Origin of the sequence: Rhodoferax sp. (assembly GCF_023701345.1) — a bacterium.
Lineage (GTDB): Bacteria > Pseudomonadota > Gammaproteobacteria > Burkholderiales > Burkholderiaceae_C > Rhodoferax.
The window spans coordinates 1-25,499 of sequence record NZ_JAMPXE010000039.1 but is presented as its reverse complement, the minus strand read 5'-3'; the positions used below and the strand labels follow the sequence as shown (position 1 = coordinate 25,499).

Sequence of the window (25,499 nt, the reverse complement as noted above, 5' to 3'; positions counted from 1 at the left end):
GCGCCCTGGATGGGGTGCACCTCTAAATGAAATTTGAAGAACTAAATCTGGCTCCGGCCATCATCAAGGCCGTGCTTGAGCAAGGCTACGAAACTCCCACGCCGATTCAGGCACAGGCCATTCCGGTCGTACTCGAGGGCCACGACCTGCTCGGTGGCGCCCAGACCGGCACCGGCAAAACGGCCGCCTTTGTGCTGCCCATGCTCAACAAGCTGAGTGCGGCCGTTGCTCCGCGCAACAAGTTTGGTGGCGTCGCCACCCGCGCCCTGGTGCTGACCCCGACCCGCGAACTGGCCGCGCAAGTAGAAGAATCGGTGCAAACCTACGGCAAGTACCTGGAGTTGACCTCGGTCGCCATTTTTGGCGGTGTCGGCATGAACCCGCAGATCAGCCGCCTGAAAAAAGGCGTCGACATTCTGGTGGCGACACCCGGGCGCCTGCTCGACCTGATGCAGCAAGGCATGGTTGACCTGAGCCAGGTGCAGATCCTGGTGCTCGACGAAGCCGACCGCATGCTCGACATGGGTTTTATCCATGACGTGAAAAAAGTGCTGGCTGCGGTGCCCAAGGACAAGCAGAGCCTGCTGTTCTCGGCCACCTTCAGCGAAGAAATCCGCGAACTCGCCGCCACTTTGCTGAAAAATCCGCAAAGTGTGCAGGTGACACCGCGCAACACCACCGTGCAGCGCATCACACAATTGATCCACCCGGTCGGTCGCGGCAAGAAAAAAGCGCTGCTGGCGCACATCATCCAGGAAAAAAACTGGAGCCAGGTGCTGGTCTTCACCCGCACCAAATTTGGCGCCAACAACGTCGCCGAGTTTCTGGAAAAAAATGGCATCACGGCCATGGCCTTGCACGGTAACAAGAGCCAGTCGGCCCGCACCCAGGCGCTGGCCGGCTTCAAAAGCGGCGAGATGCGCGCCCTGGTGGCCACCGACATTGCCGCCCGCGGCATTGACATCGACGACCTGCCGCATGTGGTCAATTACGACATCCCCAATGTGACCGAAGACTACGTGCACCGCATTGGCCGCACCGGCCGCGCGGGTTCCGACGGCATGGCGGTGAATTTGGTGAGCCTGGACGAAGAAGGCTTCATGCAAGCCATTGAGCGTTACACCAAGCAGGACATCCCGGTGCAAATCATTGCCGAGTTCATGCCCGAGCCCGGCGAGCAGGCCGAACCCATTGCCATGGGCCGCCAGACCATCTGGGGCGGTGCCGGCAAACCGCCAAGCCGCGACGTGATGCAGGCCGCAGCCAAGGCGGCCCGTACTGAAATGCTCACCCGCGTGCGCGAGAGCAAGGGTCCGGGCGCTGCCCGCAGTGGCAACGGCGGTGGCGGCCGAGGCCCCGCCCCAGCCGGTCGCGGCGGCAGCCGTGGCGGCAGGGGTGCCGCTGGCGGACGCGCCGGCACCAACGCGGGTGGCTACGGCGGTGAAAATCGCAACGCCAATGACAACAATTTTGGTAATACCGGCGGCAACCGTGAAGCCGAGCCACGCAGCCACCTGAGCGCAGCCGAGCAAGCGGTGCGCGGTCCTGGCCAGCGCCAGGCCCGAGGCTACGGCGGTGGCAATGGCGGTGGTTACGGTGGACCGGTTGAGGCCGGTGCCGGTGCCTCGCGCTCAGGCCCTGGAGGTCAGCCCGACCCGATGCGCACCAGCGTCGACATGATGACCGATCGTGGCCCGCGTCGCGGTGGTTTCGGTGGCGGTAACGGTAACCGCAACGCCGGTGGTGGCGCTGGCGGTGGTGGATTTGGCGGCGGCGGTCGCCCTGGCGGTGGTGCTGGCCGGCCGGGCGGCAACCGCCCGCGCAACGCCAGTGGCACCCGCGGTCAGTCAGGCCGCTAAGTTAGCCTGCGTCAACCGCGCAAAAACAGGGTTTGCAGGGGCTCGGGCCCCAGCTGGCGGCTCCAGTGGCCGTGGCGCCCGGCATCAAAGGCCTGGCCTGCTGGCAGCAGGTCGGCCGAATAGAAATGCTGGCCCGGCTTGAAGATGCGTGAGCTGCCGTCCTGCAGGCCGATTTCCATCTGCCCCGCCAAAATAAACACCCATTGCGGGTCGGTGGTGCAGTGGAAAGTACTGCGAAAGCCCACCGGGCTGGCGCGCAGCTGGTACCCTCCCGACGGCATCAGAGCCGACAAGGCCGACTGTGGCGAGCCCTGATCGAGGGGAACCGCTTCTTCCCTGAAGCGCGCATAACCGTCGGTGTCGGTAAATAGAATAACTTGGGTGAACTGGGTCATACTGACTCCGTGATGAACAACTGCCTTGATTATTGCCTGTCTTGTCAAGGCCGAAAAACCTGAAAGAACACACAACATGCGACTTCTGCACACCATGCTGCGCGTTGGCAACCTGCAACGTTCGATCGACTTCTACACCAAGGTACTGGGCATGACGCTGCTGCGCACCTCGGAAAACCCCGAGTACAAATACACGCTGGCCTTTGTCGGTTATGGCAGCAACCCCGAGCACGCCGAACTGGAACTCACTTACAACTGGGGTGTGGACCACTATGAACTGGGCACCGCTTACGGCCATATTGCGCTGGCAGTGCCCGATGCCGCCGCCGCCTGTGACAAGATCAGGCAGGCGGGCGGCAACGTGACGCGCGAGGCCGGCCCGGTCAAGGGCGGCAGCACGGTAATCGCCTTTGTCACCGACCCGGACGGTTATAAGATCGAACTCATCGAGCGGTCACAAGCCGCCTAAGCGCCTTGCGGCAAAAGGGTTTCACACCGAGTTCTGGTTTGTTGTGGGGCCGAATTTATTCGGTCTGGTTTTATGTAGGGCCGAATTTATTCGGCCAAGGCGGACCAAAGTCCGCCCCACAGCTAGCTTTTCAGATGGGCGGTCTCGCCCGCCAGGCGGGTGACCCGGCCCCAGTCGCCCTGTTCGGCGGTGCTTACTGGCACCAGCCAGGAGCCGCCGACACACACGACGTTGCTCAGTGCCAGAAAGTCGGGGGCGTTTTGCAGGGTAATACCGCCCGTGGGACAAAACCTGACGTCAAAAAACGGTCCGCCCCAAGCCTTGAGCATGGCCACGCCACCGGCCTGCACCGCAGGGAAAAACTTGAGTTCGGTAAAGCCGTCTTCACAGGCGGCCATGATCTCGCCGCCGGTCGCCACACCAGGCAGCAAAGCCAGGCCCACATCGCGGCAGGCCTGCCCCACGGTTGATGTGTAACCCGGGCTCACCGCAAAACGCGCCCCGGCATTGGCCGCCGCCTGCGCGTCAGCGCGACTGCGCACGGTGCCGGCGCCGACCACGGCCTCGGGGACTTCACGGGCAATGGCCTCGATGCAGGCCAGCGCCTGCGGCGTGCGCAGCGTGACTTCGAGCATGCGAATGCCTCCCGCCAGCAAAGCGCGCGCCATCGGCACCGCGTGCGCCACGTCGTTGAGCACAATCACCGGAATCACCGGGGCATCTTGCATGACCTGCAAAGCGGTCAAAGGGGTTTGAGTTGTCATGGTGTCTTTCAAAAACTAAAGGAATAACTGTCATTGCTAGGCCAGCGCGGCAATCCAGGTGGCCGGTCAAAGCCAGCTGCAAGCGCCCTCTTCGGCGCTCAAGGCGTTGCGGCGCATGCTGGCAAACAGCTCACGGCCCATGCCCAGACCATTGGCCTGACGCAGCGCATCCGGCATGGGAAGAACTTCGCGTGCGGCCCATTCAGCATCCGTCAGCAGCACCTGTAGTGTGCCAGCATTGGCATCGAGACGGATCACATCGCCGTCACGCACACGCGCCAGCGGCCCACCGGCAGCGGCCTCGGGCGAGACATGAATGGCGGCAGGCACCTTGCCGGAGGCGCCGCTCATGCGGCCATCGGTGACCAGCGCGACCCGGTAGCCCTTGCCCTGCAGCACGGCCAGCGGCGGCGTCAGCTTGTGCAGTTCGGGCATGCCATTGGCCTGCGGGCCCTGCCAGCGCACCACACAAATCAGGTCGCGGTTGAGTTCGTCGGCGGCAAAGGCCCGGTGCAAGGCTTCCTGCGAGTCAAAAACCCGGCATGGCGCTTCGATCACATGGCGGTCGTCGGGCACCGCCGAAATCTTGATCACGCTGCGCCCCAGGTTGCCCTGCAGCAGTTTCAGGCCGCCGCTGGCGCTGAACGGGCTGCTCGCCGGCCGCACCACCGATTCGTCCAGGCTGACCGCTGCGGTGTCCCAGTGCAGGCGGCCATCTTCAGCGGCGCGTGGAATGCCGGTGTACTCGCGCAAGCCACCGGCGCGGTTGGTGAGCACGTCGGCGTGCATGAAGCCGCCATCGAGCAGTTCGCGAATCACAAAGCCGGGGCCACCAGCCGCCTGGAACTGGTTGACGTCGGCACTGCCATTCGGATAAACACGGCTCAGCAACGGCACCACATCGGACAGGGCCGAAAAGTCATTCCAGTCGATCACGATACCCGCAGCGCGCGCCACCGCCACCCAGTGGATCAGGTGGTTGGTCGAGCCCCCCGTGGCCAGCAAGGCGACCATGGCGTTGACAATGCAGCGCTCATCGACCACACGGCCAATCGGCGGGCATTTGAAGTCCGGGCTACCCAGCACGGTGCGCAACGCTTCCCGCGTGAGTTCGTCACGCACTGCAGCTCCGGGGTTGATGAAGGCGGTACCGGGCACATGCAGGCCCATGGCTTCGAGCAACATCTGGTTGCTGTTGGCGGTCCCGTAAAAGGTGCAGGTGCCGGGGCTGTGGTAAGCCGCCGACTCGGCCGCCAGCAACTCGGCGCGCCCGACCAGGCCTTGGGCGGCCTGTTCGCGCACCTTCGACTTGGCGTTGTTGGATAAGCCCGTGGTCATGGGACCGGCCGGCACAAACACAGTGGGCAGGTGACCAAATTGCAAAGCGCCGATCAGCAGGCCCGGCACGATCTTGTCGCACACGCCCAGCATCAGCGCGCCGGCAAAGACGTCGTGGCTCAGCGACACGGCCGTGGCCATGGCGATCACATCGCGCGAAAACAGACTCAGCTCCATGCCCGGCGTGCCCTGCGTGACACCGTCGCACATGGCCGGCACACCGCCTGCCACCTGGGCAGTAGCACCGTGTTTACGCGCCTCAGCCTTGATCAGATCGGGGTAATGTTGCAGCGGCGCATGGGCTGACAGCATGTCGTTGTACGCGGTGACAATGCCAATGTTGGGCGCTTTTTCTGCGACCACGCGCAATTTGTCGTTGCCGGGGAGCGCAGCAAACGCGTGTGCCACGTTGGCGCAACCCAGGCGCTGGGCACCCGGCGGGCGCTGCAGCGCAGCCTCAAGTCGCGCCAGATACGCCGTGCGTGTGGGCAAGCTGCGCTGAACGATGCGTTCGGTGACCAAAGCCACGGTGTTGTTGAGTTTCATGTTTTCGATAAAAATTGGTAACTAAATTACAGGCACAATGTTACCCGCTAAATTAAAACCAGCAGGGCAACATAGTTACCAATGGGTTACCAATTTCGCAACCGGTACGGCCAGAGCGTATTCCCTATACTTCCGGGATGTCCCATATTTCCGACCTCCGCAAAAGCTACGAACGCGCCGAACTCAACGAAGACGCCTCGCATGTCGATCCCTTGAAACAGTTTGAACAATGGCTCAAGGAAGCCATTGCCGCCGAAGTGCCCGAACCCAACGCCATGACCGTGGCCACCGTGGCCAGCAACCTGCGCCCCAGCACGCGCGTGGTACTGATCAAGGATTATGACGAGCGCGGCATCGTCTGGTACACCAACTATGACAGCCGCAAGGGCCAGGAGCTGGCCGGCAACCCTTTTGCGGCCCTGCAGTTCCATTGGGTCGAACTGGAGCGCGTGGTGCGCATCGAAGGCTTGGTGGAGAAGGTCAGCAATGAGGAAAGCGATGCCTACTTTCACAGCCGCCCGCTGGATTCGCGCATTGGCGCCTGGGCCAGCCCGCAAAGCCAGGTGATCAGTGGCCGTGGTGTGCTGGTGGCCAATGCGGCCAGGTATGGTGCCCAGTTTTTACTGAACCCGCCACGGCCACCGCACTGGGGCGGTTACCGGCTCAAGCCCGACAACTGGCAATTCTGGCAAGGACGCAAAAGCCGGCTGCATGACCGGCTGCAATACCGTTTGAGCCATCCATCAGACGACCCCGAAGTGTCCTGGATTCGGGAGCGGCTGGCCCCTTAGGGCAGCAGCCCCACCAACGGCATCACCAGGGTGACGGTCGCCAGCCCAATGACGGTGGACACCGCCATGCTGGCTGTCACCAGATCTTGTGCAACCTCGTAACGCTGGGCAAACAAGAATACATTGGCGCCCATTGGTAGCGAGGCGGTGACGATCATCACCGCCAACGGCAAACCCGACATGCCCAACGCCAGGCCCAACGCCGCCACCAGGCTTGGCAGTGCCAGATTTTTGAGCAGGCTGATACCCAAAGCACTTTTCAAATGCGGGCCCACCTGCACCTGCGTCAGTGTCACGCCCACCAATACCAGTGCCACCGGACCAAAAGCACTGCCGAGCAGGTGCAGTGGCTTGTCCACCACCTCGGGCAGCACCAATCCAGTCTGCGCAAACAACAGGCCCACAATGATGGGCAAAGGCACCGGGTGAATGACGCCGCTTTTCACAGCCGCCAGCACCGTGAGCGCCATGTGCCTTTGACCACCCTGGCCGGCGGCGCGCTCCTCACGGGCAGACACCAACTCAAGCACCACGGTGGCCAGCGTCAGCAGCACCAGGGAGTGCACAGAAATCAGGGTGAAAAGTGTCACCAGGCCGGCCTGACCATAGGCCAAACCAACCAGCGGGATGCCGATCATCACGGTGTTGCTGAAGGTGGCGGCCAGCGCCAGCACCGCAGCGCGCCGGCTCCAGCCCAGCCACGCCAGCATGCCGCCAAACAGCAGCAAGGCCGCCACAAAGTACATGGCCACCGGCTTGAAGTTGAGCTGCTCCACATGCACCGAACTCATGGTGCGAAACAGCAGCGCCGGCGTGAGCACCATGAACACCAGGTTGGACAAGTCCTTGATGGCCTCCGCCCTGATCCAGCCGGCTCGACCGGCTATGAACCCTATGGCAATCAATAAAACGACGGGCAGCAGGGCAGAAAAAACCGGACTATTCACATCAGACAATCAGATTGAAAAGGCTTGATTGTCTCTGATCGTGCGCTAATTGCTCGCGACCGGGTCATGGCGTCTGGTTTGTGGTCTGGGCCGCCGTGGCGCAGTCGGCGCAGACGCCGCGCACCGCCAGGTCCAGACTCAAACCCTGATAGCCCAGCACCTTGAGCGCTTGCAAGGCGTTTTGCGCAGCCACTTCCAGATCAAGCGCATTGCCCTGCAAGGCGCCCTGCAAGGGTTGGTCGCGGTGGCAACTCTGGCACTCGAAGTGGGGCAAGGCATGCACGCTGGCGGGCATCGCCTGGTAACGCCGCACCCGTCTGGCATCGACCCGGCACAGCAGCAGGCCCACTTGCGTCAGGCGGTCGATCAGACGGTACAGCGTGACGCGGTCCAGCGCGCTGCCGGCCTCGCCCTGCCCCGCTGCGGTGATGTCGTTTTGCAGCGCCGTCTGCAACTGGGCATGGGTGTAGCTGGTGTCCGGGTGTGCCAGCAGCCAGCCCAGCACACGCCGGGCCGCATCGGTACGACGCAAACCATGGGCAGTCAGCAAGGCATCGATCGGGTCGACGAGAGATAACGAGGGCGCGGCAGGCATCGGACAGGATTTGTGGCTATGAATTTTCTTCGGAGCAAGTTTATTGCAATTGAGTTGCGATAAACTCTACTGCAATTCAGTTGCATTATTGTAACAATTCACCGATTTTCATCATGCCATGACGCATCCACACCACCAGCACCGGAACGATCACGCAACCGCGCATGTCCATTCCAGCCCCTCTCAGGCAAAAATCACCAGGCGCCTGAGCGTACTGGCCTGGCCCGCCTGGCGAAGAATCTTGGCCGTACTGCCGCTGCTGACCCTGCTCTGGCTGGCTGTTTGGTGGGCCAACATGGGAGCGTCCCCTTGGTAAGGATTGACAACCTGACGGTGAGCTACCGCCAGCACCCTGCCCTGCACCACGTCAGCGGCGAATTTGCAAATGGCTCGCTCACCGCCGTGATTGGTCCCAATGGCTCGGGCAAGAGCACGCTGCTCAAAAGCATCATGGGCCTGCTGACAAGCGCTGGTGGACGGGTTCAGGTGAACACGCCGCGCGCACGCATCGCCTACCTGCCGCAGATGACCGAGATCGACCGCAGCTTTCCCATGCCGGTGCGCGATTGCGTGCTGCTGGGTTGCTGGAGCGCTTTGGGCGCCTGGGGCGGCGTCGATACCGGCATGCTGGCCCGAGCCGATGCCGCCATTCACAGCGTCGGGCTGGAGGGCTTTGAGGAACGCACCGTGGGTTCGTTGTCGAGCGGACAGTTCCAGCGTGTGCTGTTTGCCCGTTTGCTGATGCAGGACGCCGATCTGATCCTGCTCGACGAACCCTTCAACGCGATGGACTCGCGCACCACGGCTGCGCTGCTGGACCTGATCAAGCAGTGGCACGCCCAGGGCCGCACCGTGATTGCCGTGCTGCATGACGACGTCCAGGTGCGCGCCCATTTTGATCAGACAGTGCTGCTGGCGCGCGAACTGGTGGCCTGGGGCGACACCGCGACGGTGCTGACACAAGCCAATTTGCTGCGTGCCCGCGCCCTGGCCGAAGCCTGGGACGATAGCGCCGACATTTGCCACACTGATGAGGTCAGCGCATGATGATGGCGCTGTGGGACTATGTGATCGGCCCGTTTGCCGAATTTGCCTTCATGCGCCGTGCGCTGGTGGCCACGCTGGCGCTGGCGGTAAGCGCCGCCCCGCTCGGCGTCTTTCTGACGCTGCGCCGCATGAGCCTGCTGGGTGACGCCATCAGCCATGCCGTGCTGCCGGGCGTGGCGATCGGTTTCATGTTTTCAGGCTTGTCACTGACCGCGATGGCCGCCGGTGGTGTGATCTCGGGCATGCTGGCGGCCGGGTTGGCCGGTTTCATCAGCCGCTTTACGGCTTTGAAGGAAGACGCCAGCCTGGCCGCCATTTACCTGGTGGCCCTGGCCCTGGGGGTCACCCTGTTGTCACGGCAAGGTACGCAACTCGACCTGTTGCATATTTTGTTTGGCAGCGCGCTGGGGGTGGACGGCGCCGGGCTGTTGCTGGTGGCCAGCGTGGCCAGCGTCAGCGTGATCGCCCTGGCGGCGTTGTACCGGGGGCTGGTACTGGAAAGCTTTGACCCGGTATTTCTGGCCGCCGCCGCCGGCCGTGGCTGGGGTCGTCGCGGCTGGATCTGGCAGCAGGCTTTTCTGATGCTGGTGGTGGTCAACCTGGTGGCGGGTTTCCAGACCCTGGGCACGCTGATGGCGGTGGGCCTGATGATGCTGCCAGCAGTGTCAGCCCGGCTCTGGCATGACAGCTTGAGCGCCCAACTGGTCAATGCCAGCGCCCAGGCGGCGCTGGCTGGCAGCGTCGGGCTGCTGCTGTCCTACCACCTCGACACCCCCAGCGGCCCTACCATCATCGGCTGCGCCGGGGTGCTCTACGGCCTGTCCTTGCTGGTGTCGCCGGGCGGCTGGTTGCCCCAGGTGCTCAAGCGCCCGCACCGGGTCGGCTGAAGTCACACACATGACAAACAATGAAACACTACATGATTAAAACCCTGCTGCTCTGCACACTGGCTGTCTGCCGTCTTTTCATGTCACCCGGCCATGCCGCCGAACCCGTCCGGGTGGTGGCCTCCTTCAGCATCCTCGGCGACCTGGTGCAGGTGGTGGGCGGCGAGCGCGTGAATGTCACCACCCTGGTCGGCCCGAATGCCGATGCGCACAGCTTTGAGCCCAAACCCGCGGACGCCAAGGCCATCCTGCAAGCGCGCCTGTTTGTCATCAACGGCCTCAATTTCGAACCCTGGGCCGACAAGCTGGCCAAATCAGCCGCTTACCAGGGTGCCGTCGTGGTCGCCTCGAGGGGCGTCAAGCCGCGTCAGATGGAAGAGGCTGGCAACAGCCACGGTCACCATGAAGCCGACCCGCACGCCTGGCAAAACCCCAACAACGTGGTGCTGTATGTGCAGAATATTGCCGCCGGCTTGTCCAAAGTGGATCCGGCCGGTGCCATGACTTACCAGGCCAATGCAGAGCGTTATGCCAAAGCCTTGAGAGACTTTGACGCACAGGCCAAAGCGCAGTTTGACGCCCTGCCCGTAGCCAAACGCAAGGTCATTACCTCGCACGATGCGTTTGGTTACTTTGCCGCGCATTACCAGATCAAATTCCTGGCACCCGATGGCGTCAACGCCGATACCGAGCCCAGTGCCAGACACGTGGCTGAATTGATCCGTCAGATGAAACGTGAAAAGATCAGGGCCATCTTTGTAGAAAACATGAGCAACCCCAAACTGATGGCGCAACTCAGCAAGGACGCCGGTGCCACGCTGGGCGGCACCCTGTATTCCGACGCGCTCTCCGGGCCGGCTGAACCGGGCTCAAGCTACCTCAAGATGATGCAGCACAATGTAATACAACTGCTTGCCGGCATGCGCTTGAACTGACCGTTTGATCAGTTGGGGTCAGAGTACGTCGCTACGCGAGTGGTCTGACCCGCAAAGTCTCAGGCTGGGGCCATGGCGTCCCAGGCCGCCAACGCTTCGGCGACCAGCATGAGCCCGGGGCCGCCGCCCATGTAAACACAGACGGCCAGCGCCTCTTCGAGTTCGGCGCGGGTGCAACCCAGACGGTGCAGGGCCTTGACGTGAAAGGCGATGCAACCGGCACAGTGTTGCGTGATACCAATGGCCAGGGCAATCAGTTCCTTGTGCTTGGCGCTGACCAGGCCTCCGGCCATGGAGGCCTTGGCCAACTGCGCAAACCCCTGCATGGCCTCACCTTGCGACTTGCGAAACGGCCCGAGGTTGTCATTGATGCTCTTGATCAGGCCAATGGAATCAAACGTACTCATAACACTCCTTGTTTTTGAAAATCAACCAAATTCGGCAAACAGTTTGCTGTATGTCGTCATGATGGCAAACCTTGTGTTGTTAAACCCCAGGGCCCGTATTCATCAAGCTTTACTTACATAAGCTATAACAGAATTATTGTAGTTGCAAGCCAGCCGGACATGAAAACCTGCCGTCATTGCGAACGAACAGATTCCGTCATTAACGGCTCGCAATGCCGATGTTTTTTCAAGTTAACGCTGCATGGCCCAACGGGTGAAGTAGCTCAGGCCGTCGACCACGGCCACCAGCGCCATCATGGCGATCAGCACCGAGCTGGTTTCCATCATCTGGAACAAACCCATGTGAAAGGCCAGCATCTGCCCCAGGCCGCCGGCGCCGACCACGCCCAGCACGGCCGCCGCGCGGATGTTGTTTTCCCAGCGGTAGAGCGTGTAACTCAGCAACTGCGGCACGGCCTGGGGGAAATCGGCGTACCAGAACACCTTGCCCCTGGAGACGCCACGCACGCGCAGCGCATCGGCCGGTCCGGTCGGCTGGTTCTCGAAGCTCTCGGCAAACAGTCGCCCTAAAACGCCTGTGGTGTGCAAGGCCAGCGCCAGGGTGCCTGCCAGCGGGCCCAGGCCGGCCGAGATCAGCAGCAGCGCCGCCCAGACCAGTTCGGGAATGCTGCGCAGCGCATTGAGCAGCAACCGGGTCGGGCCACGCCAGCGCGCCGCGTCACCGGGGTGGGTTCTGGCGGCAGGCAGGGCCAGTGCCAAACCGGCCCCGGCCGCCAGCGCCGTGCCCAGCGCCGACATGGCCAGGGTTTCCAGGCTGGCCCAAAGCACTTTGCGCAGAAACGCCGGGGCGGTTTGCGGCACCAGCAGTTCACTGACAAAACGCCCCATCGAGGCCAGCGCTTCGCCCGATAAAAACTTGCCCCACTGCAGGTCGAGCGACATGAAACTGGCCAGCACCAACAGCAGCAGCCCGAGGTTCAACCAGCAGGCTTTGCAGCGCGGGTTCCAGATGGGGGGCGGACGCACGGGCTTCATGCCAGGGCATTCCTCAGCAGGCTGCTGGCCCGGTCAGCCAGCCAGACCAGCGCCATGAACACCAGCAACATGGTGGCGACCTCGCTGCCGTTGAACATTTTCATGGAGGCATCCATTTGCTGGCCCAGCCCCCCGGCGCCGACAAAGCCCAGCACGGCAGAGGAGCGGATGGCGCATTCCCAGCGGTAGACCGTGTAGCTGGTGAGCTCGGTCGCGCTTTGCGGCAGCAAGCCGTAAAAAAAGGCCTGCAGCCGGCCGCTGCCGTTGCGCAGCAGGTTCTGGGTGGGCTGCGCGTCGCTGGATTCAAGAATCTCGGCGTAGACCTTGCCCAGCATGCCGGCATAGGTGAGTGCAATCGCCAGCACGCCCGAGGTCGGCCCCAAGCCAACCACACGGACAAAAATCAACGCCCAGATCAGCTCGGGCACGCTTCTGAGCAACATCAGCAGCCAGCGCACCGCCTGGCGGACGACGGCGGGCAACCAGGCCATGCGACCCGACAAGGCTGACACCGAAAGCGGACGTGCCGCGATCAACGCCAGCGGGATCGCCCAACCCAGCGCCAGCACGATACCCGCCGTGGCGATGGCCACGGTGCGCCAGGTCTCGCGCGCCACCAGCAGCAAAAACCCGGGCTCCAGCTTGGGCGGAAAAAAGTCCGCCAGAAAATGCAGTGTGGGGCGCAGGCTCTCGGGGCTCAGCAATGTCCAGGGCCTGAATTCAGCCAGCACCAGCAAGGGCCAGGCCACCACGCCGGTGGCGAGCAGCGCAAACAGCCTGCCGATCCAGGCGGGATCGCGACGCGCGGCAGAGCTTGTGCGCAAGGTCAGCATTTCAACGGCAGGTCACGGTCACCGCCGGGGCGCTGAATGCGAGAGGCTCAAGGGCTGGCGCCGTTGCCGTCAGCTCGTCCAGGTGGCGTGCATACAAATCGGTCAGTCGCTCTGGAGTCACCTCGACAGTGGGCAGGTCAAACACAACTTCACCGTCGCGCAAACCGACGATGCGCCCAAAGTGCTGCAGCGCCATGTCGACATGGTGCAAGGTCGCGATCAGCGTGGCCTGCTGTTCGCGCGCCACGGTGGTGATCGACGCGCAGGCCTGGCGGGCGCGCTCGGGGTCGAGCGCCGACAGCGGCTCATCGACCAGCAGCAGGCGCGCGTTGGCCACGGCCAGCCGTGCCAGCCCGACCCGCTGGCGCTCGCCGCCCGAGAGCCGGTCGACGCGTTCGAACAATTTTTCAGCCAGGTCAAAGCGCGCCAGTGCCGCTTCGGCCAGTTCGATCTGCCGTGGGTAGAGCAAATTGCCCAGGCTTGCCCACAGGCCCATGCCCGGCAGCAGTCCCGCCAGCACGGCTGTGATGACGCGCTGGCGTGGCGGCAGCGGTGGTACCTGGGGGGCCAGACACAGTTGACCGCGCAGGCGCTGCAGCTCAGCGGTGCGCAGCGTCCACGGATCGCGCCCATCCAGCAGCAATTGGCCCCCGGTCGGCTTGAGGGCGCAAGCGATCAGGAGCAGCAGCGTGGTTTTGCCGGCACCCGAGGGGCCGATGACGGCCACCTGCTCGCCCTGCGCCAGTACCAGGTCAATGGCTTTGAGCGCCGGCGCGGCCGCCATGTGTGCGGCAGGGTGCTGCGCCGAGCAGCCGAGCAAGCTTACTTTCATCGCAAAATTTGACTGCTGGCCATGAGGCCGCCGGCGTCAGCAGCGATCACATGCGGTTGATTCACGGCCATTACTTGAGCAGGCCGGCACTGCGCGCGGCGGCTTCAATGCCTTTGTAATTGGCGGCCTGGGTCGGAATGAAGCGGCTGGCGCGTTGCAGCTCCAGCAAGGCCTTGCCTTCCGGTGTGCTGCTGTTCAGTTCCAGAAAGGCTTGCGTGAGCTTGGTCCGCAAGGCTTGCGGCATGTCGGCATGCACGGTCCAGTTGTAGTCAAAATAAGCCGGGGTGGTGTAGAACACCCGGACCTTGGCGGTGTCCACTTTTTGGTCGGCGACAAACTTGTCCCAGACCGAAATGTTCAAGGCACCGGCATCGACCTTGCCCGCCGCCACCGCCGCAATGGTCGCATCGTGGGCGCCCGAGAAAGCCACGCGCTTGAGGTCGGTGTCGGGGTTGATCTTGGCTTCGAGCAGATAGTTGCGCGGCATCAGATGGCCGGAGGTGCTCGACGCCGAGCCAAAGCTGAGTGTTTTACCCTTGAGGTCGGCCAGCGCCTTGATGTCAGGCTGTGACGTGATGAAGACCGATTTGAATCGGGCGTCCTCCTCGCGCTGCACCAGCGGCACCACCTTGCCACCCGAACGCACGTTGGCCTGGACAAAGGTGAAGCCACCAAACCAGGCCATGTCGACCTGTTTGTTCACCAGCGTTTCCACCGCAGCGGCGTAGTCGGACACCGGGGTGAATTCCACCTTCATGCCGAGTTTTTGTGACAGGTAGGTCACCAGCGGTGCGGCCTTGCGCGCCAGTTCGGTGGGCGACTCGTCGGGGATGGCGGTGATCTTGAAGACCTGCTGTGCGACCGTCTGGGTAGCAAAACCCAGAACGGTGCAAGCCAGCAGTGCGTGCAGGGTGAAACGGCGTGAAGTTGTGAGCATGAAGCGCTTTCTTGTCTATAAGTTGATACGGTCGGCGCATGTCAAGGTGCGCCAAAGCCGGGGGGCAATGGTAATAAGAAAATCACTTTGCTGCCGCGGGCGCTACGATCAGGCCCCAGCCACTCACCCAGATCCATGAAAACTCCTGTCTTTGTCCAATTGCACCACGACAGCGCCGAACACATTCGCGAGGAGCTCATCCATGGCCTGACGGCGAATCCGCAGCCTGGCGGTGCCACGGTGTCGCCCAAGTTCTTGTACGACGCGCTGGGTTCTCGCCTGTTCGAAGCCATCACCGAACTGCCCGAGTATTACCCGACGCGCACCGAGGCGGCCATTTTCAAGGCGCATGTCCAGGCTATGGTCCGGTCTGCGCCGCAGGGGGCCACGCTGATTGACCTGGGTGCAGGCAATTGTGGCAAGGCCGCCAGTTTATTTGGGCTACTGGCTCCGAGTCGCTATGTAGCCGTCGACATCTCGGTTGATTTTTTGCGCGCCACCCTGGCCGCGTTGCAGCGCCAGTACCCGGCCATCGACATGGTCGGCATCGGGCTGGACTTTTCACAAACGCTCGATTTGCCGCCCGAGGCGGGCGAGCCCGATGCCGGGCCAAGGGTGCTGTTCTACCCGGGGTCGAGCATCGGCAATTTCACCCCCAGGCAGGCGCTGGACTTTTTGCGCCAGGTGCGCGAGGCTTGCGGTCCGGTGGCGGGCAGCGGGCTGCTGATCGGGGTGGACCTGGTGAAGGACGCCACTGAACTGGAAGCCGCTTACGACGATGCCCTCGGTGTCACGGCCGCCTTCAACCGCAACCTGATTTCCAACGTGAACCGGCTGGTCGGCACCGACCTGCGGCTGGCCGACTGGGCGCATCACGCTTTGTTCAACCGCAACGAATCGCGCATTGAAATGCACCTGGTGGCGCAGCGCGACCTGACCGTGCAGTGGCCGGGTGGCCAGCGCGCCTTCAGCCAGGGCGAGCGCATCCATACCGAGAATTCCTACAAGTGGACGGTGTCGGGTTTTTCGCAATTGCTGCGCGAGGCCGGTTTTGCCGAGCCGCTGGTGTGGACCGATGCGCCCACGAGGGACGCGGGCCGCTTTGCCGTGATGTGGGCTGGCGCCTGATGCGGCTGCGACTTGCTGGCTTTTGATGCGCGCAAAGCACACCCACTTTTTAAGCGGTGCAGGTTCTGAAACCGGCATGGATGTCATTGCGCTCGGGCGTGAAGTAATTGCGGTAGCGCGGGTGTGCCATGCGCTCAGCGGTCGCCCGGCTGGCGCCGCGCAGCACCGGCCGGTCGCCAAACCAGGGGGCCGAGTAATCGCGGTACGGGTGGGCTTCGAAACCGGGGTAAGGCTTGAAGGTGCTGGCGGTCCATTCCCAGACCTCACCCCAGTGAAAACCGGGCTGGGTCATGGCGGCCCGCTCCCACTGCGCCTCGGTGGGCAATTGGCAACCGGCCCAGCGGCACCAAGCCTCGGCCTCGAAATAACTCAGGTGGCAGGCGGGGGCATCCAGGTCCAGCGCTTGCCATTGGCCAAACAGGCATTGCTCCCAAACCGTCGCGCCCTTGCCCTGCTTGACCTGACGCAGATAACGCGGGCCCGTTCTGGCAAGCGGCTGCCCGGCTTGCAGCCATTGCCATCCCGGCTTGCTCCACCAACTCGCGTCGGCATAGCCACCCTCCTCTACAAAAGGCAAATAGCGCCGCCACGACACCGGCTGGTCGTCGATGGCATAGCTGCCCAGCTGCACGCGGTGCGGCCCCAGTTCGTTGTCAAAGGCAAAGCCACGCTCCAGGTAGCCCAGCGTCCAGTCGCCGGCCTCCAGCCGGAGCGACTGCACCGGCCCGCCGGGTCGCGCTGCCTGATCGTGCAACAACGCTGGCGGCAGCGCAATGCCCAGGGCCTGCGCCATGTAGACGGCGGCTTCGCTATGCATGTCTTCATGAAACAAGGCCAAACGGTAGAAATACAGCGCGGCATCGTCGCCCCTTTCAGCAGCCAACAAGGCCAGGGTCTGATCCAGGCTGGCCTGGAGGAAAGACCGGGTGGCCTGCAGATCAGGCAGCGGCAGCTGCCAGCGGCTGTCGTGCGCCACCACACTGGAGTTGTAAAGCGCGTCGGCTGGCGGCAACAGCGACGGGCGTCGCGCCACCAGCGGATCGGCCAGCACGCCCAGTCGGTGTTGCGGGTTGCGCGCCAGCCAGAACGCCTGAAACCAGCCGATGTGGCCCAGTTCCCACAGCGGCGGATTGAGTTGGGGCGTGCATGGCACGGTCAGAGCAGGTCCCAGCGCAGCCACATAAACATCCAGCAGCGCCAGCGTGCGTGTACGGCTCATGTGCAGGTATTGCGCCAGCGTCCGGGCATCTGCGGTGCGCGCTGCCTGTGCGGGCTGCCAGTTGGGCAAACTTGGAATCAACTCGGGGAGCATGGGTGATGGCCTCTTTGAAGAAACAGGTGGTGATTGTGAGCCCGGCGCTGGCGGATGCCAACAACGGCAATTGGCAAACCGCACGGCGCTGGCAAAAATTCCTGCAGTCGCACGCTGCCAGCGGCCCATCCTTTCAGGTGCGCATCGTGACCCAATGGCCCGACGGCCCGGCCGCGGCACAGGACAGCGGCATGATCGCCCTGCATGCGCGGCGCTCGGCGGCCTCGGTCAGGGCCTGGGCGCAGAGCCGGGGTGCTGACACTGATACTCAGCCGGTGCCCGGCCTGGCCGTGGTGCTGACCGGCACCGACCTGTACCGTGACATTCAGACCGACCCGCAGGCCCAGCGTTCGCTGCAATGGGCGCAGCGCCTGGTGGTGTTGCAGAACCTGGGCTTGGCCAGCTTGCCAATATCGCTGCAGCCCCGCGCCCAGGTGATTTTTCAGTCGACACCGGCGCGCCGGAGCCTGGCCAAATCTGCTCTCTTTCTGAGAGCGGTAATGGTGGGCCACCTGCGCGAGGAAAAGTCACCACAGACCCTGTTTGCCGCAGCCCGCCTGTTATCAAGCCAGGATGTCATTCGGATCGACCACATTGGCGCGCCGCTGGACGCCGCGCTGGCGGCTCTGGCACAAGACACCACCGCCGTCTGCCCCGGCTACCGCTGGCTCGGTGCTTTGCCACACGAGGCCACGCGTCGGCGCATCCAGCGCGCCCATGTGCTGGTGCACACCAGCCGCATGGAAGGCGGCGCCCATGTGGTGATGGAGGCGGTGCGCTCCGGCACGCCGGTGCTGGCCTCGCGCATTGACGGTAATGTGGGCATGCTGGGGACCGATTACGCGGGCTATTTTGACTGGGACAATGAACAGCAATTGGTCGATTTGCTGCGTCGCTGCCGCCATGAACCGGCTTTTCTGGCGCATTTGCAAGCCCAATGCACGGCGCGTGCGCCGCTGTTTGCGCCTGAGGCCGAGCGGCGGGTGCTGCAGCAGTTGGTGAGTGAGCTCACGGCAGCGTCGCCACACCTGTGAAACCAGACCACTCTTTTTTGAATTTTCCTGAACCCCCTTTTCCGATGCAACACCCCAATCAACCCATCGCCAGAGACATCGTGCTGATTGGCGGCGGCCACAGCCATGTGGGCGTGCTCAAGCGCTTTGGCATGCAACCCGAACCCGGCGTGCGCCTGACGGTGATCTGCACCGATGTGCACACGCCCTACTCCGGCATGCTGCCGGGCTACGTGTCGGGCCATTACAGCTATGACGAGGTACACATCGACCTGGCACGGCTGGCCGTGTTTGCCGGCGCCCGGCTCTACCGCGACGAGGTGGTGGGTATAGACCGCGCAGCAAAAAAGGTGCTGTGCCGCCATCGCCCGCCGGTGCCCTACGACTGTTTGTCGATCAACATCGGCTCGACGCCGCGCCTGAGCGGTGTCAAGGGGGCAGATGAATTTGCCACGCCGGTCAAGCCCATCACCCGCTTTAACCAGCGCTGGCTGGCGCTGCTGGCCAAGGTGCAGGCGCACACCCAGGGGCCGCTGCGTGTGGCTGTGGTCGGCGCCGGGGCCGGGGGGGTGGAGTTGCTGCTGTCAATGCAGTACCGCCTGCGTAACGAATTGATCTCACGCGGGCGCGACCCCGAACTGCTGCAATTTCATCTGCTCACGACAACGGACAGCATCCTGCCGACCCACAATGCACGGGTGCGCCGCAAGTTTGCCAGCGTGCTGAATGATCGCGGTGTGCAGGTGCACCTGAACGCCGAGGTGACAAGGGTCGAGCCCGACCAGCTGGTCTGTGCCAGCGGCCTGGTGGTCGAAGCAGAAGAGACCATGTGGGTCACACAGGCGGGTGGTGCGCCCTGGCTGCAAGGCACCGGCCTGGCGCTGGATGCAGGCGGCTTTGTGCGGGTGAACGACCAGTTGCAAACCCTCACCGACCCGGCCATTTTTGCCGCCGGCGACATTGCCGCCATGCAAAACTTTCCCATGGAAAAGGCTGGCGTGTTTGCCGTGCGCATGGGCCGGCCGCTGGCCGATAACTTGCGTCTGAGCGTGCAGGGGCGTACCCTGCAGGCTTACCGGCCGCAATCCAGCTGGCTGGCCCTGATCAGCACCGGCAACCGTTATGCCGTGGCTTCACGCGGCGCCTTGGGTTTCTGGGGCGACTGGGTGTGGCGCTGGAAAGACTGGATCGACCAGCGTTTCATGCGCAATTTCTCGGAATTTCCCGACATGCAGGCCAAGGCAGATGCGCCGCCGCGCAACACACCGTCCCAACTCGCGCTGAACCCGGACGAAGCCCTGCAGGCGATCTCGGCCATTGCCATGCGCTGCGGCGGCTGTGGCGCCAAGGTGGGGGCCACGGTGTTGTCGCGGGCGCTGGGGCAACTGCAGGTGGTGCAGCGCGACGATGTGCTGATCGGCTTGAAAGACCCCGACGACGCGGCCGTGGTGCGCGTGCCGCCCGGCATGGCGCTGGTGCATTCGGTGGACTTTTTTCGCGCCTTTGTCAATGACCCCTACCTGTTTGGCAAAGTCGCGGCCAACCACGCCCTGGGCGACATTTTTGCCATGGGCGCCGAGCCGCAGTCGGCCACGGCGATTGCCACCGTGCCCCCGGGGCTGGAAGCCAAGGTGGAAGACCTGCTGTTTCAGATGATGAGCGGCGCGGTCGAGGTGCTCAACGACGCCGGCTGTGCGCTGGTGGGCGGCCACACCGGCGAAGGCGCCGAGCTGGCGCTGGGCTTCGCCGTCAACGGGCTGATCGACGAGCGACTGGTGGGTCTGACGCGCAAGGGCGGCATGTTGCCCGGCGATGTGCTGATTCTGACCAAACCGATTGGCACCGGCACACTGTTTGCCGCACACGCCCGGCTGGCCGCCAAGGGGCGCTGGATCGACGCCGCGCTGCAGTCCATGGTGCTGTCCAACAGACAGGGCGCCCAGTGCCTGCGTGACTTTGGCGCCACGGCCTGCACCGACCTGACCGGCTTCGGCCTGCTCGGGCACCTGATGGAGATGACCCGGGCGTCAGAGGTGGATGCCGAGCTGGTGTTGTCGGCCTTGCCATTGCTGGATGGCGCGTTGGACACCGTGGCGGCGGGCATTGTGAGCTCGCTGCAACCGGCCAATGTGCGCCTGCGCCGGGCGCTGCGCAATCAGGACGACTTTGTCAACGACCCGCGTTACCCGCTGCTGTTTGATCCACAAACCGCCGGTGGTTTGCTTGCCAGTGTGCCGGCTGACCGGGTTGCGGATTGTGTGGCTGCGTTAAAGGCTGCGGGGTATGCGCAGACGGCGGTGATTGGGCGCGTTTTGTTTCAGGGTGAGGCGATTGAACCAGTGGTGTTGCTGCCCTGAAATTTATAACTGGTTCAATGCATTGGTAACGGTAACCCGCGCAGCGACTGGCATTGGCGGCTTCCTCATACTGGAGTACCAGAAATCGTCAGCCCCCAATACCAGCCACTGCGCTGGACATGGTGCGGGTAATGGTGAAATGCAACTTCAGTTGTATTTGCATTTGCATCTGCATTTGCCTTAAACGATTTCCGCACATCACCGGATCGCGCGGTAATCGGCAGGGGTGGTCACCGATTTCTGGTACCCCAGTATGAGGTGGCCGCCCCTGCCGGTTACCGCGCGCAGCGCAGAACAACTCGACCCCATGCTTCACAACGCGATAACGAAGCACACAACAGAACAACTTTACCCACCCTTCACCCCAGAGACAAACCACAAGCCTTAGAATAAGTAATTGATGAATTACTTTAAGGCCATGGAAGTTCAGGACAAACCTCCAAAACAGCGTACCGAAGTGCGTCAGGCCAGCCTGGTGGAAGCCGCCTTGCTGCTGGCCGCAGAGCGTAGCCCGGCTGACATCACCACGGCGGACCTGGCGCGTGCGGTGGGCATTTCGCAGGGCGCGGTGTTCAAGCACTTTGCCAGCAAGGAAGCCATCTGGCTGGCGGTGCTCGACTGGGTGACCGAGACCCTGATGACCCGCCTGCACACCGCTGCCGCACATGCCGACCGCGCGGCCTTGCCCGCCCTGCGCGCAATCTTTTTGACCCATGTGGACTTTGTCATGTGTTACCCGGGCGTGCCACGGCTGGTCTTTCAGGAACTGCAGCGCCCGGGCGACACCGCCCTCAAAAGTCGGGTGCGCGCCCTGATGCAGCGTTACCGTCAGCTGCTGCTGGCTGTGTTGCAGCTTGCCAAAACACAACAGGCGCTGCGCCCGGGTATCGATCTGCAAGCCGCCGCCGTGCTGTTCATCGGCTCGGTGCAGGGCCTGGTCATGCAAGCCATGATTTCAAATAATGTCCAGGCAATGGCAGCCCAGGCCCCGGGCGTTTTTGCCATTCTTCAACATGGGCTGCAATGCCAGCCGACTGAATTTCAAGGAGCCCCATGAATACCAACGCTTTGCTCAAACGCCGTCTGATCATGGGTGCCGTCGCCCTGGCCCTCATCGGCGGCATGGCCTATGTGTCGCTGCGCACCGGACCGCTGGCGCCGATCAAGGTGACTGTGGTCAGCCCGACCGAGGGCACGTTAAGCCCGGCCATTTTTGGCATCGGCACGGTGGAGGCCCGGCGCAGCTGGATGGTCGGCCCGACGGTGGCAGGGCGGGTGCTGAGCGTCAAGGTGGATGTGGGTGACAGCGTCAAGGCCGGGCAACTGCTGGCCGAGATGGACCCGGTGGACTTCGGCCAGCGCCTGGCCGCACTCGATGCCTCACTGGCACGCGCGGGCAGTGCCCAGGCGGCCGCGCAGGCCCAATTGCTGGATGCCAAGGCGCGCAGCGCACTGGCCGCCACCACCACCCAGCGCAACCAGGACCTGGCACGGCAAAACTTCATCAGCCCCGGCGCGCTCGATGCGGTTCTGCAAGCCCAGGCTTCCGCCAATGCAGCGGTGCAGGCAGCGCAAGCCAATCTGGCGGGCGCTGGCCAGGACCTGACCCGCGTCAAAGCCGAGCGCGCGGCACTGGCACAACAGCGCGACAACGTGCGCCTGTTCGCCCCGGCCGATGCGGTGGTGACCACGCGCGACGCCGAGTCCGGCAGCACCGTGGTGGCGGGCCAGCCGGTGCTGCGCCTGATGGACCCGGCCAGCCTGTGGATCAGGATGCGTGTTGACCAAGGCCGCTCGGCCGGTCTGGCCACTGGCGTGAAAGCCAGCATTGTGTTGCGCTCCCGTCCCCAAGACAGCTTCACCGGTCAGGTGGCCCGACTTGAACTGCTGGCCGACAGCGTCACCGAAGAACGTATTGCCCAGGTGGCGTTTGACGCCCCGCCCGCCAACGTCTCGGTCGGTGAAATGGCCGAAGTCACTTTGCAATTACCCGCCACCGCACCCGCGCTGCTGCTGCCCAACGCGGCCATCCAGCATCAAAAAGGCGAAAGCGGGGTCTGGCGTTTGAAAGACGGCAAGCCCGAATTTGCGCCAGTGCAACTCGGCACCCAGAGCCTGGACGGCCAGGTGCAGGTGCTCAAAGGCCTGGAGAAGAGTGACCGGGTGGTGGTCTACAGCCAGAAAGCCCTGAGCAGCGGCGCGCGTATCACGGTGGTTGATTCCTTGGTCAAACCCGGGGTCACCCCATGATCAGTCTGGCCGGACGCGACATCCTGCACGGTTGGGGCAAGTTTGCCCTGACCGGGCTCGGGCTCGGGCTGCTGATTGGCGTGACGCTGACCATGGCCGGGGTGTATCGCGGCATGGTGGACGATGCGCAGGCCCTGCTCACCAACAGCCAGGCCGACCTGTGGATAGTGCAAAAAGACACCCAGGGCCCGTATGCCGAGGCTTCCAGCATCAAGGACGACGTGGTGCGCAGCGTGCGCGGCATGCCCGGTGTGGCGCAGGCCGCCAACGTGACTTACCTCACCATGCAGGTGCAGCGCCCCAGCGGCGAAGAAGCCCGCACCATGGTGGTGGGTGTGGAGCCCGGCAAGCCTGGCGCGCCTGGTTATCTGGTGGCAGGGCGCCAGCTCACCCGCGATCATTATGAAGCCGTGGCTGACATCAAAACCGGCTTGGTCCTGGGCGATGCGGTGCGCGTGCGCCGCCACAACTACACCGTGGTCGGACTCACCCAGCGCATGGTGTCCTCGGGCGGCGACCCGATGCTGTTTGTGCCGCTCAAGGACGCGCAGGAAGCGCAGTTCCTGAAGGACAACGACACCATTGTGAATGACCGCAGCCGCACGGCGGCCAACCCGGCTTTCAACCGCCCCGGCGTGCCGGGACTGCTCGATGCCGTCCAAACCCTGCAAACCAGCAGCCACAACGTCAACGCGGTGCTGGTGCAGTTGCAACCGGGCTGGCAGGCCGATGAGGTCGCCAACGCCCTGAAGCGCTGGAAACATGTGCAGGTGTACACCCGCGCCGGCATGGAAGACATTCTGGTGGCCAAGCTGATTGCCACCTCGGCCCGTCAGATCGGCATGTTCCTGGCGATTCTGGCGGTGGTGAGCGCGGCCATTGTGGCCTTCATCATCTACACCATGACACTCGGCAAAATTCGCGAAATTGCGGTGCTCAAGCTGATCGGCACGCGCAACCTCACGATTGCCAGCATGATCCTGCAGCAGGCCATGGGGCTCGGGCTGATCGGCTTCATGGTAGGCAAGATATCGGCCACCTTCTGGGCGCCGATTTTCCCCAAATACGTGCTGCTGATGCCGCGCGATGCCGTCACCGGCTTGGTCGCCACGCTGGTCATTTGTGCCCTGGCCAGCCTGCTTTCGATTCAGGTGGCGCTCAAGGTCGATCCGGCCGAGGCGATTGGATGATCACCATGAACACACCACAAAATGTCGTCATTGCGAGCGTGGCGCGGCTGGTTTCGTCATTGCAAGCGAAGCGCGGCAATCCAGGAAGTCTGGCGGGCATGGATTGCCGCGTCGCTGCGCTCCTCGCAATGACGGGAATATCTGCAGCGGGGCGACTCCCATGAGCGGCATCCGCATCGAAGGCCTGCGCAAGGTTTATGGTCAGGGCGACAGCGCCGTCGAGGCCCTGAAAAACGTCAACATGGTGGTGGCGCCGGGCGAGGTGGTGGGTCTGGTGGGCCCCTCGGGCTCGGGCAAAAGCACGCTGCTCAAATGCCTGGGCGCGATCATCGAGCCCACATCCGGGCGCATGACGCTGGGCACCGAGGTGATTTACGACAACGGCTGGCAAGTGCCCGACCTGCGCGCGCTGCGCCGTGACCGCATTGGTTTTATTTTTCAGGCGCCCTACCTGATCCCGTTTCTGGATGTGACCGACAACGTGGCCCTGCTGCCGATGCTGGCGGGCCAGGCCAACCCGCAGGCCCGGGCCCGTGCGCTGGAACTGCTCACGGCGCTCGATGTGCAGCACCGCGCCCGGGCCGAACCGTCACAACTCTCGGGCGGCGAGCAACAGCGGGTGTCGATTGCCCGGGCGCTGGCGAACCGCCCGCCCGTCATCTTGGCGGACGAACCCACCGCACCGCTGGACAGCGAGCGCGCCCTGGGCGTGATGCGCATCCTGAACCAGATGGCGGTTCAGGCCCACACGGCCATCATCGTGGTAACGCACGACGAAAAAATCATCCCCACCTTCAAGCGCGTCTACCACATCCGCGACGGGCAAACGGTGGAAGAGCCAGGCGAAGGCCGCTCGCTGGATTAAGGCTTACCCAAACGATGGGATTTCAGGCTTGGCGACCGTTTTCCGAAGCCGCCCAGGCCTCTAAACAACCGGCAATTGATCGCACGTTCAGGTAACCCATGTCATGCAGGAGTTTTTGCTTGCCTGCCTGGCATCATCGAATCCCTCTATCGGCCTGCCCCAACATGTCCTTGGTCACCAGCGTGATGCCGGAGTCGGTGACGCGAAAACGTTTTTTGTCCTGCGCCGGATCCAGGCCAATCACGGTGCCTTCGGGCAGCACGCAATTTTTGTCAATGATGCATTTCTTCAAAACACAGTGGCGGCCGACCTGGACATGGGGCAACACCATCGAGTCTTCAATGGTGCTGTAACTGTGCACATGCACGCCGGAGAACAACATGGACCGGCGCACCATGGCCCCGCTGATGATGCAGCCCCCCGCAACCATCGAGTCCACTGCCGTGCCACGGCGTGAGTCGTCGTCAAAGACGAACTTGGCCGGGGGCGTTTGCGGCTGCCAGGTCCAGATCGGCCAATTTTCCGAATAAAGATTGAGGTCGGGCGTCACCTGTATCAGGTCCATGTTGGCGGCCCAGTACGCGTCCAGCGTGCCCACATCCCGCCAATAAGCCGGCTTGCCTGGCTCGCTGACACAACTTTCGGCAAAATTCTGGGCGAAGGTGCGGTAGCGTTTGACGCAGTGCGGAATGAGGTCTTTGCCAAAATCATGGCTCGACCTGGGGTCGTCCGCATCACGCAGCAATTGCTCAATCAAAAAACGGGTG

Annotated in this window: 26 protein-coding genes; 14 read left to right on the top strand and 12 right to left on the bottom strand. The window is 63.3% G+C overall.

What is annotated here, in order from left to right; translation table 11 throughout:
* Positions 1-26 precede the first annotated feature (26 nt).
* Positions 27-1,859 carry a DEAD/DEAH box helicase gene (locus NDI87_RS07500; RefSeq protein WP_296274390.1) on the top strand — a complete coding sequence of 611 codons (1,833 nt, stop codon included), beginning with the start codon at positions 27-29 and terminating at the stop codon, positions 1,857-1,859.
* Positions 1,860-1,870: 11 nt separating this feature from the next.
* Here NDI87_RS07500 and NDI87_RS07495 read toward each other — a convergent pair whose 3' ends face one another.
* Complete coding sequence (locus NDI87_RS07495) at positions 1,871-2,254, bottom strand: hypothetical protein (protein WP_296274388.1); 384 nt, start codon at positions 2,252-2,254, stop codon at positions 1,871-1,873.
* A gap of 76 nt (positions 2,255-2,330) precedes the next feature.
* Here NDI87_RS07495 and gloA point away from each other — a divergent pair, with 76 nt between their 5' ends.
* Positions 2,331-2,723, top strand: coding sequence for a lactoylglutathione lyase (gene gloA / locus NDI87_RS07490; protein ID WP_296274386.1), 393 nt, complete (start codon positions 2,331-2,333; stop codon positions 2,721-2,723).
* Between the two features lie 122 nt (positions 2,724-2,845).
* Here gloA and eda read toward each other — a convergent pair whose 3' ends face one another.
* Together eda and edd are read right to left on the bottom strand one after the other, a co-directional pair.
* A complete protein-coding gene (gene eda, locus NDI87_RS07485) occupies positions 2,846-3,487 on the bottom strand; it encodes a bifunctional 4-hydroxy-2-oxoglutarate aldolase/2-dehydro-3-deoxy-phosphogluconate aldolase (protein ID WP_296274384.1) in 642 nt (213 codons plus the stop codon).
* A 66-nt stretch (positions 3,488-3,553) separates the two neighbouring features.
* Positions 3,554-5,371: a phosphogluconate dehydratase gene (gene edd, locus NDI87_RS07480; protein WP_296274382.1), complete on the bottom strand. Its 1,818-nt coding sequence runs from the start codon at positions 5,369-5,371 to the stop codon at positions 3,554-3,556.
* A gap of 137 nt (positions 5,372-5,508) precedes the next feature.
* Between edd and pdxH the strand changes: the two genes are divergently transcribed.
* Complete coding sequence (gene pdxH / locus NDI87_RS07475) at positions 5,509-6,162, top strand: pyridoxamine 5'-phosphate oxidase (protein WP_296274381.1); 654 nt, start codon at positions 5,509-5,511, stop codon at positions 6,160-6,162.
* Here the strand turns inward: pdxH and NDI87_RS07470 are convergent.
* Positions 6,159-7,109, bottom strand: coding sequence for an AEC family transporter (locus tag NDI87_RS07470; protein ID WP_296274378.1), 951 nt, complete (start codon positions 7,107-7,109; stop codon positions 6,159-6,161). The genes pdxH and NDI87_RS07470 overlap by 4 nt on opposite strands.
* Positions 7,110-7,173: 64 nt before the next feature.
* Positions 7,174-7,704: a Fur family transcriptional regulator gene (locus NDI87_RS07465; protein WP_296274377.1), complete on the bottom strand. Its 531-nt coding sequence runs from the start codon at positions 7,702-7,704 to the stop codon at positions 7,174-7,176.
* Positions 7,705-8,013: 309 nt separating this feature from the next.
* On the opposite strand from NDI87_RS07465, the gene NDI87_RS07460 reads away from it, so the two are divergent.
* From NDI87_RS07460 to NDI87_RS07450, 3 genes are read left to right on the top strand one after another with little or no spacing between them, the layout of a single operon-like run.
* Positions 8,014-8,751, top strand: coding sequence for a metal ABC transporter ATP-binding protein (locus tag NDI87_RS07460; RefSeq protein WP_296274375.1), 738 nt, complete (start codon positions 8,014-8,016; stop codon positions 8,749-8,751).
* Entirely contained in the window at positions 8,751-9,638 is an 888-nt protein-coding gene (locus tag NDI87_RS07455; RefSeq protein WP_296274392.1) for a metal ABC transporter permease, read from the top strand. Before NDI87_RS07460 ends, NDI87_RS07455 begins: the two co-directional genes overlap by 1 nt.
* Positions 9,639-9,670: 32 nt before the next feature.
* Positions 9,671-10,573, top strand: a complete 903-nt coding sequence (locus NDI87_RS07450) for a metal ABC transporter substrate-binding protein (protein ID WP_296274373.1) — start codon at positions 9,671-9,673, stop codon at positions 10,571-10,573.
* 59 nt (positions 10,574-10,632) lie between these two features.
* Here NDI87_RS07450 and NDI87_RS07445 read toward each other — a convergent pair whose 3' ends face one another.
* The 5 genes from NDI87_RS07445 to NDI87_RS07425 form a co-directional block, all read right to left on the bottom strand.
* A complete protein-coding gene (locus NDI87_RS07445; RefSeq protein ID WP_296274371.1) occupies positions 10,633-10,980 on the bottom strand; it encodes a carboxymuconolactone decarboxylase family protein in 348 nt (115 codons plus the stop codon).
* 231 nt (positions 10,981-11,211) lie between these two features.
* Positions 11,212-12,015, bottom strand: coding sequence for a phosphonate ABC transporter, permease protein PhnE (gene phnE, locus NDI87_RS07440; protein WP_296274369.1), 804 nt, complete (start codon positions 12,013-12,015; stop codon positions 11,212-11,214).
* On the bottom strand, positions 12,012-12,839 hold the full coding sequence (locus NDI87_RS07435; RefSeq protein ID WP_296274366.1) for an ABC transporter permease: 828 nt from the start codon (positions 12,837-12,839) through the stop codon (positions 12,012-12,014). The genes phnE and NDI87_RS07435 overlap by 4 nt, the downstream gene beginning before the upstream one ends.
* 10 nt (positions 12,840-12,849) lie before the next feature.
* A complete protein-coding gene (locus NDI87_RS07430) occupies positions 12,850-13,680 on the bottom strand; it encodes an ATP-binding cassette domain-containing protein (protein WP_296274365.1) in 831 nt (276 codons plus the stop codon).
* A gap of 70 nt (positions 13,681-13,750) precedes the next feature.
* Positions 13,751-14,617 carry a putative selenate ABC transporter substrate-binding protein gene (locus NDI87_RS07425; RefSeq protein WP_296274364.1) on the bottom strand — a complete coding sequence of 289 codons (867 nt, stop codon included), beginning with the start codon at positions 14,615-14,617 and terminating at the stop codon, positions 13,751-13,753.
* 135 nt (positions 14,618-14,752) lie between these two features.
* Between NDI87_RS07425 and egtD the strand changes: the two genes are divergently transcribed.
* Positions 14,753-15,745, top strand: a complete 993-nt coding sequence (gene egtD / locus NDI87_RS07420) for an L-histidine N(alpha)-methyltransferase (protein ID WP_296274362.1) — start codon at positions 14,753-14,755, stop codon at positions 15,743-15,745.
* Between the two features lie 49 nt (positions 15,746-15,794).
* Here the strand turns inward: egtD and senA are convergent, their stop codons facing one another.
* A complete protein-coding gene (gene senA / locus NDI87_RS07415) occupies positions 15,795-17,057 on the bottom strand; it encodes a selenoneine synthase SenA (protein WP_296274360.1) in 1,263 nt (420 codons plus the stop codon).
* 5 nt (positions 17,058-17,062) lie between these two features.
* Between senA and senB the strand changes: the two genes are divergently transcribed.
* The 7 genes from senB (at position 17,063) to NDI87_RS07380 (ending at position 24,732) form a co-directional block, all read left to right on the top strand.
* Positions 17,063-18,091: a selenoneine biosynthesis selenosugar synthase SenB gene (gene senB, locus NDI87_RS07410; RefSeq protein WP_296274358.1), complete on the top strand. Its 1,029-nt coding sequence runs from the start codon at positions 17,063-17,065 to the stop codon at positions 18,089-18,091.
* A gap of 44 nt (positions 18,092-18,135) precedes the next feature.
* Entirely contained in the window at positions 18,136-20,427 is a 2,292-nt protein-coding gene (gene selD / locus NDI87_RS07405) for a selenide, water dikinase SelD (protein WP_296274356.1), read from the top strand.
* 400 nt (positions 20,428-20,827) lie between these two features.
* Positions 20,828-21,484 carry a TetR/AcrR family transcriptional regulator gene (locus tag NDI87_RS07400; RefSeq protein WP_296274354.1) on the top strand — a complete coding sequence of 219 codons (657 nt, stop codon included), beginning with the start codon at positions 20,828-20,830 and terminating at the stop codon, positions 21,482-21,484.
* Positions 21,481-22,677: an efflux RND transporter periplasmic adaptor subunit gene (locus NDI87_RS07395; protein WP_296274353.1), complete on the top strand. Its 1,197-nt coding sequence runs from the start codon at positions 21,481-21,483 to the stop codon at positions 22,675-22,677. The genes NDI87_RS07400 and NDI87_RS07395 overlap by 4 nt, the downstream gene beginning before the upstream one ends.
* Positions 22,674-23,867, top strand: coding sequence for an ABC transporter permease (locus tag NDI87_RS07390; RefSeq protein ID WP_296274350.1), 1,194 nt, complete (start codon positions 22,674-22,676; stop codon positions 23,865-23,867). Before NDI87_RS07395 ends, NDI87_RS07390 begins: the two co-directional genes overlap by 4 nt.
* 5 nt (positions 23,868-23,872) lie before the next feature.
* A complete protein-coding gene (locus NDI87_RS07385) occupies positions 23,873-24,031 on the top strand; it encodes a hypothetical protein (RefSeq protein WP_296274348.1) in 159 nt (52 codons plus the stop codon).
* Entirely contained in the window at positions 24,028-24,732 is a 705-nt protein-coding gene (locus tag NDI87_RS07380; protein WP_296274347.1) for an ABC transporter ATP-binding protein, read from the top strand. Before NDI87_RS07385 ends, NDI87_RS07380 begins: the two co-directional genes overlap by 4 nt.
* A gap of 133 nt (positions 24,733-24,865) precedes the next feature.
* On the opposite strand, the gene NDI87_RS07375 is transcribed toward NDI87_RS07380, so the two are convergent.
* Positions 24,866-25,499 (bottom strand): sugar phosphate nucleotidyltransferase (locus NDI87_RS07375; RefSeq protein WP_296274345.1); only part of this gene is annotated, 634 nt, incomplete at its 5' end.

Coding starts and splice junctions, on each gene's coding strand:
- NDI87_RS07500 (WP_296274390.1), top strand. CDS start 27: ATGAAATTTGAAGAACTAAATCTGGCTCCGGCCATCATCAAGGCCGTG.
- NDI87_RS07495 (WP_296274388.1), bottom strand. CDS start 2,254: ATGACCCAGTTCACCCAAGTTATTCTATTTACCGACACCGACGGTTAT.
- gloA (WP_296274386.1), top strand. CDS start 2,331: ATGCGACTTCTGCACACCATGCTGCGCGTTGGCAACCTGCAACGTTCG.
- eda (WP_296274384.1), bottom strand. CDS start 3,487: ATGACAACTCAAACCCCTTTGACCGCTTTGCAGGTCATGCAAGATGCC.
- edd (WP_296274382.1), bottom strand. CDS start 5,371: ATGAAACTCAACAACACCGTGGCTTTGGTCACCGAACGCATCGTTCAG.
- pdxH (WP_296274381.1), top strand. CDS start 5,509: ATGTCCCATATTTCCGACCTCCGCAAAAGCTACGAACGCGCCGAACTC.
- NDI87_RS07465 (WP_296274377.1), bottom strand. CDS start 7,704: ATGCCTGCCGCGCCCTCGTTATCTCTCGTCGACCCGATCGATGCCTTG.
- NDI87_RS07455 (WP_296274392.1), top strand. CDS start 8,751: ATGATGGCGCTGTGGGACTATGTGATCGGCCCGTTTGCCGAATTTGCC.
- NDI87_RS07450 (WP_296274373.1), top strand. CDS start 9,671: ATGATTAAAACCCTGCTGCTCTGCACACTGGCTGTCTGCCGTCTTTTC.
- NDI87_RS07445 (WP_296274371.1), bottom strand. CDS start 10,980: ATGAGTACGTTTGATTCCATTGGCCTGATCAAGAGCATCAATGACAAC.
- phnE (WP_296274369.1), bottom strand. CDS start 12,015: ATGAAGCCCGTGCGTCCGCCCCCCATCTGGAACCCGCGCTGCAAAGCC.
- NDI87_RS07430 (WP_296274365.1), bottom strand. CDS start 13,680: ATGAAAGTAAGCTTGCTCGGCTGCTCGGCGCAGCACCCTGCCGCACAC.
- NDI87_RS07425 (WP_296274364.1), bottom strand. CDS start 14,617: ATGCTCACAACTTCACGCCGTTTCACCCTGCACGCACTGCTGGCTTGC.
- egtD (WP_296274362.1), top strand. CDS start 14,753: ATGAAAACTCCTGTCTTTGTCCAATTGCACCACGACAGCGCCGAACAC.
- senA (WP_296274360.1), bottom strand. CDS start 17,057: ATGCTCCCCGAGTTGATTCCAAGTTTGCCCAACTGGCAGCCCGCACAG.
- senB (WP_296274358.1), top strand. CDS start 17,063: ATGGCCTCTTTGAAGAAACAGGTGGTGATTGTGAGCCCGGCGCTGGCG.
- selD (WP_296274356.1), top strand. CDS start 18,136: ATGCAACACCCCAATCAACCCATCGCCAGAGACATCGTGCTGATTGGC.
- NDI87_RS07400 (WP_296274354.1), top strand. CDS start 20,828: ATGAATTACTTTAAGGCCATGGAAGTTCAGGACAAACCTCCAAAACAG.
- NDI87_RS07395 (WP_296274353.1), top strand. CDS start 21,481: ATGAATACCAACGCTTTGCTCAAACGCCGTCTGATCATGGGTGCCGTC.
- NDI87_RS07390 (WP_296274350.1), top strand. CDS start 22,674: ATGATCAGTCTGGCCGGACGCGACATCCTGCACGGTTGGGGCAAGTTT.
- NDI87_RS07385 (WP_296274348.1), top strand. CDS start 23,873: ATGAACACACCACAAAATGTCGTCATTGCGAGCGTGGCGCGGCTGGTT.
- NDI87_RS07380 (WP_296274347.1), top strand. CDS start 24,028: ATGAGCGGCATCCGCATCGAAGGCCTGCGCAAGGTTTATGGTCAGGGC.